The sequence below is a fragment of the Streptomyces phytophilus genome (assembly GCF_013870535.1).
Lineage (GTDB): Bacteria > Actinomycetota > Actinomycetes > Streptomycetales > Streptomycetaceae > Streptomyces > Streptomyces phytophilus.
On sequence record NZ_JACBXC010000675.1, the window covers coordinates 1 to 3,307 of the forward strand.

Here is a 3,307-nt window from a genome sequence, read left to right on the forward strand (position 1 = left end):
GGCGGCGGCGGAGGAGGCGGTGAAGATGCCGATGCCGACGGCGAACATGCGGCGGCGGCCGAAGCGGTCGCCGAGCGAGGCGCCGAGCATGAGGAGGACGGCGAAGGTGAGCGTGTACGCGCTGACCGTCCACTCCAGGTCCTCCATGCCGCCGCCGAGGTCGTCGCGGATGGCCGGGAGGGCGGTGGTGACGACGAGGTTGTCGAGCGCGCCCATGAAGCTGGCGAGGCTGGTGAGGAGCAGGGCCCAGAAGGTGGGGCCGAGGCGGCGGCGTTCGCCGGTGTGGGCCGGTGCGGGCATGGTTCCCTCCGGATTAGTTATTAGTCAATAACTTTCGCGGGCATGCGGAGGCGTGCCCGGGGGTGCAAGGGGGGTGGGTGGATCGGTGTGCGTCAGTGCCGGATGTAGCGGATCCGCCGGATGTGCCGGGCCGTGCTCGTCAGGTGCGCGGCACGGTCTCGGGCCAGAAGCCTTGCCACACCCGCTCCGTCGGCGCGTAGCCGAGTGCGACCAGGGTGTTGATCAGCATCCCGAAGGCGAGGAAGGTGGTGGCCTCCGAGGAATCCCCGTTGAACGTCAGCAGGGCGAAGTCGTAGAAGTGCTCGGTCCAGGCGGCCCGGATGGGCTTTCCGAACTCGTGGTCGCCCGACGACTCGGCCGAGGCCACCGCGACGTACATCTGCATCTGCATCAGCAGCCGGTCGCGATCCTCCATCAGCCGCTGGTACGCCACGGCCACCGCCTTGTGCGCCTCGTCCGGCGACAGGCCCTCGGCGGCGTTGCGCATCACCACGGCGGTGTCCTCGATGCAGCGCACCGAGGCGGCCAGGAAGATCGCACGCTTGTTGGGGAAGAGGCGGAAGAGGTACGGCTGGGAGACGCCGACCCGCTTGGCGATCGACTCGGTGGACGTCCCGTGGTACCCGCCCCGGCCGAACTCCGTGATCGCCGCGCGGATGACGCTCTCGCGCCGCTCCTCTGCGCTCATCCTCACCATGGGAAGTAAGTTATTGGCCACTCACTAACTTGTCAAGCCGGGGGCTCGGGTACGGACCTGGCGCCCCCGGCCCGTACGCCCTCCGGCCCGTACGCCCTCCGCCCGGCTACGCCAGTCGGACCACGGCCCGCGACATCCCCAGCACCTTCTGCCCGCCGCTCGTCGCCGTCAGGTCCACCCGGACCGTACGCGCCTCGTCGTCCAGCTTCTGCGCGACCTTCCCCGACACCTCGATCACCGCGCCCACGCCGTCGTCCGGCACGACCACCGGCTTGGTGAACCGCACCCCGTAGTCCACCACCGCGCCCGGGTCCCCGGCCCAGTCCGTGACCACCCGGATCGCCTCGGCCATCGTGAACATGCCGTGCGCGATCACGTCCGGCAGCCCGACCTCCCTGGCGAACCGCTCGTTCCAGTGGATCGGGTTGAAGTCCCCGGACGCGCCCGCGTAGCGCACCAGCGTCTCGCGGGTCACCGGGAACGACTGCGCCGGCAGCTCCGTGCCGGTCTCGACGGCGTCGTACGCCACCTTCGCCACCATCGGCCCTCAGCCCTCCTCGGCGGCGCGGGCCACCAGTTTGATGATCGTCGTCACCACGTGCCCGCCCGCCTCGTCGCGGATCTCGCCGCGCACGTCCATGATGTCGTTCCCGGCCATCGACCTGATCGACTCGATCGTCGACGTCACCGAGAGCCGGTCCCCGGCCCGTACCGGACGGCTGTACGCGAACTTCTGGTCCCCGTGCACCACGCGGCTGTAGTCCAGCCCGAGCTGCGGGTCCTCGATCACCTTGCCCGCGGCCCGGAACGCGATCGCGAACACGAACGTCGGCGGCGCGATCACGTCGGGGTGGCCCAGGGCCTTCGCGGCCTCCGGGTCGGTGTACGCGGGGTTGGCGTCGCCCACCGCCTCCGCGAACTCGCGGATCTTCTCCCGGCCCACCTCGTAGGGGGCGGTGGGCGGATAGCTCCGGCCCACGAAGGACTGATCGAGCGGCATGAACTCTCCTGTCGCGCGCGGGAGGCGGTCGGCAAGGCTGCGGAGGCGGCGCGTCCGGTGCGGGGTGCGGGGGAAGCGCGGCGAACCCCTCGTCCCGGGTGGGACGAGGGGTTCGATGGCCTGCGTTCAGCGGGTCTCGCGGTGCGCCGTGTGGGCGTTGCAGCGAGGACAGTGCTTCTTCATCTCCAGGCGATCCGGGTTGTTGCGCCGGTTCTTCTTGGTGATGTAGTTCCGCTCCTTGCACTCCACGCAGGCCAGCGTGATCTTCGGGCGGACGTCTGTGGCAGCCACGTGAGTGCTCCTTGACGAACGGACAACTTCTTCAACGCAGAAAGAGTAGCCGACCGAAGGTCCGAGCCTGCAATCGGCTACATGAGGTAAGTAGCGGTGACCGGACTTGAACCGGTGACACAGCGATTATGAGCCGCTTGCTCTACCGACTGAGCTACACCGCTGCGATGCTCTGCGCCTCCCAGGATAGCGAGGTGCGAACCGCATCAGAGCCCCAAAACGGAATCGAACCGTTGACCTTCTCCTTACCATGGAGACGCTCTGCCGACTGAGCTATTGGGGCGAGCGATGAAGACACTACACGCTGAGCGGCCGAAGGTGAAATCAGTAACCCGCCCTTGATCGCGCCCGCCCGCACGTGCCGATCGCCGCCGGTGGGCGGACCTGCCGGTTGCCACGCCGGTACGACTTATCCCCTCCTCCGCGGTGCGCGCGCCCGCCCCACCTAGGCTCGTTCGCGCCGTCTGGTGCAGTTTGACTGCTTCTGGCCTCGATGGCGCTTTTCTGATCTTGGTTATGCGATTTTGCTCACATCGGGGATGTTTACCCTGACCTGCCCGCAGGAGTCACATGCCCGCCAGCAGCCCCCCGCAGCAGCCTCGGCACGGGTCCGCCGCGGGGGGTGACGGCACACCGGTGCTGTGCGGCGCGCGGCTGGTGGACGGCAGGACGGTGGACGTACGCCTCGGGGGCGGCCGGATCCTGGCGGTGGGGCCGGCGGGCAGCCTGGCGGGGCCGGCGGGCGGGTGCGGGGCGCGGGTGGATCTCGGCGGGTATCTGCTGCTGCCGGCGCCGGTGGAGGCGCATGCGCACCTGGACACGGCGTTGACGGGGGAGTTCCCGGGAGGCTCCGGGGCCTCCGGGGCCCCTGGGTCTTCCGGGTCTTCCGCGTTGTCGTGGTCTTCTGGGTCTTGTGGGGCTGTCGCTGCCGGTGTGCAGCGGCGGGCCGTCGAGGCCGCCCTCCTCCAACTCGGGCACGGCGCCACCACCTTGCGCACGCACGTACGTATCGGCGGCGG

The 3,307-nt window shown here is 69.4% G+C and carries 5 protein-coding genes, 2 tRNA genes and 1 pseudogene; 1 reads left to right on the top strand and 7 read right to left on the bottom strand.

Annotation, left to right across the window (positions count from 1 at the left end; genetic code table 11):
* The 7 genes from H5J30_RS23330 to H5J30_RS23360 form a co-directional block, all read right to left on the bottom strand.
* Positions 1-300, bottom strand: a 300-nt coding sequence (locus H5J30_RS23330) for an MFS transporter (RefSeq protein WP_181789339.1), incomplete at its 3' end; no start/stop codon positions are given.
* A 139-nt stretch (positions 301-439) separates the two neighbouring features.
* On the bottom strand, positions 440-997 hold the full coding sequence (locus H5J30_RS23335; RefSeq protein ID WP_181789340.1) for a TetR/AcrR family transcriptional regulator: 558 nt from the start codon (positions 995-997) through the stop codon (positions 440-442).
* Between the two features lie 106 nt (positions 998-1,103).
* A complete protein-coding gene (locus H5J30_RS23340) occupies positions 1,104-1,538 on the bottom strand; it encodes a MaoC family dehydratase (protein ID WP_181789341.1) in 435 nt (144 codons plus the stop codon).
* A gap of 6 nt (positions 1,539-1,544) precedes the next feature.
* Positions 1,545-1,997, bottom strand: coding sequence for a MaoC family dehydratase N-terminal domain-containing protein (locus H5J30_RS23345; protein ID WP_181789342.1), 453 nt, complete (start codon positions 1,995-1,997; stop codon positions 1,545-1,547).
* A gap of 126 nt (positions 1,998-2,123) precedes the next feature.
* Entirely contained in the window at positions 2,124-2,288 is a 165-nt protein-coding gene (rpmG, locus tag H5J30_RS36925) for a 50S ribosomal protein L33 (RefSeq protein WP_003948671.1), read from the bottom strand.
* Between the two features lie 91 nt (positions 2,289-2,379).
* A tRNA-Met gene (locus H5J30_RS23355) sits at positions 2,380-2,452 on the bottom strand.
* Positions 2,453-2,498: 46 nt separating this feature from the next.
* A tRNA-Thr gene (locus H5J30_RS23360) sits at positions 2,499-2,571 on the bottom strand.
* A gap of 287 nt (positions 2,572-2,858) precedes the next feature.
* Here H5J30_RS23360 and H5J30_RS36030 point away from each other — a divergent pair.
* A pseudogene (locus tag H5J30_RS36030) lies at positions 2,859-3,307 on the top strand (hypothetical protein); the annotation flags it as partial.

Excerpts from the sequence above, each read along its gene's own strand:
- H5J30_RS23340 (WP_181789341.1), bottom strand. The coding sequence starts at position 1,538 with ATGGTGGCGAAGGTGGCGTACGACGCCGTCGAGACCGGCACGGAGCTG.
- H5J30_RS23335 (WP_181789340.1), bottom strand. The coding sequence starts at position 997 with ATGGTGAGGATGAGCGCAGAGGAGCGGCGCGAGAGCGTCATCCGCGCG.
- H5J30_RS23345 (WP_181789342.1), bottom strand. The coding sequence starts at position 1,997 with ATGCCGCTCGATCAGTCCTTCGTGGGCCGGAGCTATCCGCCCACCGCC.